The 1,068-nt window shown below is 62.5% G+C and carries 1 protein-coding gene; it reads right to left on the reverse strand.

Features of this window, described 5'->3' with window-relative positions; all coding sequences use genetic code 11:
- Window positions 1-55 precede the first annotated feature (55 nt).
- Window positions 56-1,015, reverse strand: coding sequence for an alpha/beta hydrolase (locus tag GIW69_RS03090; protein WP_236480661.1), 960 nt, complete (start codon window positions 1,013-1,015; stop codon window positions 56-58).
- Window positions 1,016-1,068 lie beyond the last annotated feature (53 nt).

A 1,068-nucleotide genomic window follows, 5' to 3' on the forward strand; every position in this document is an offset into this window, starting at 1 on the left:
GGTTTGCAACAAGATCAAAAGATCGCAGCCTGCGGCAGCTCCTGCAAGGGCGGTCTTACTCGGCCGCAAACACCCGCAACAGACGCTCGGCGATAAGCTGCTGCGCTTCTTCGGCCTCGTCGATGATCGCGCCCATGCGCATGAAATCGTGGGTCATGCCTTCATACACCTTCAACTCCACTTCAACGCCCGCCTCGCGCAGATGCCGCGCATACGCCACGCCTTCATCGTGCAGCGGATCGCATTGCGCCAGCACCAGCAGCGCCGGCGCCATGCCTTGATTGATTGACGCCAGCAATGGCGAAAACCGTGGATCGAGACGATCACTCGCCTCGCGCTGATAGTGCGCGTAGAACCAGTTCAACGATTCCTTCTCCAGCAGATACCCCTCCCCGAAACGCTCAATGGACGGCGTGGCGCGACTGGCATCGGTCACCGGATAAATCAGCACCTGCAAGCGTGGCCGCACAGGCGCGTCGGCCAGTTCTGCGGCGAGCACCGTCGCCAGGCTGCCGCCGACACTGTCACCGGCAATCGCCAATCGAGAAGCGTCGATGCCCAGATCTGCGGCGCTGGCCACCAGCCAATCCCAGGCATCCCGGGCGTCATCGGCGGCGGTCGGAAAGCGAAACGCCGGCGCCAACCGATACGCCACCGACAGCACCACGCAATCGGCCATGACCGCCAGCGCACGACACAATGAATCATGGGAATCGAGACTGCCGACCACATAACCGCCGCCATGGAAATACAACAACGCCGGGCGTCCGGCGCCGGGTACCAAAGGGTGATTGCTGTAGATCCGCGCGTTCAGGCGCGAGCCGTCGCGCACCGGCAGTTGCAGGTCATCGACCCGTGCGATGTCTTCGCCGCCGGCGTCCATCAACAGCGACGACTGATCGAATTGTTCGCGTGCCTGCTCCGGGCTCAGCTCGTGCATGGCCACGCGTTTACCACTGGCCCGGCCATTGCCGACCAATTCCAGGAATGCGGCGATATCAGGGTTCAACGACATTCAAATTCTCCAGGCCACCTGGGCACCTCACGATGCCCGGGCGCACGTTACAT

This window comes from Pseudomonas syringae (assembly GCF_021605415.1).
In the GTDB taxonomy this organism is placed as follows: domain Bacteria; phylum Pseudomonadota; class Gammaproteobacteria; order Pseudomonadales; family Pseudomonadaceae; genus Aquipseudomonas; species Aquipseudomonas syringae_S.

Excerpts from the sequence above, each read along its gene's own strand:
- GIW69_RS03090 (WP_236480661.1), bottom strand. The coding sequence starts at position 1,015 with ATGTCGTTGAACCCTGATATCGCCGCATTCCTGGAATTGGTCGGCAAT.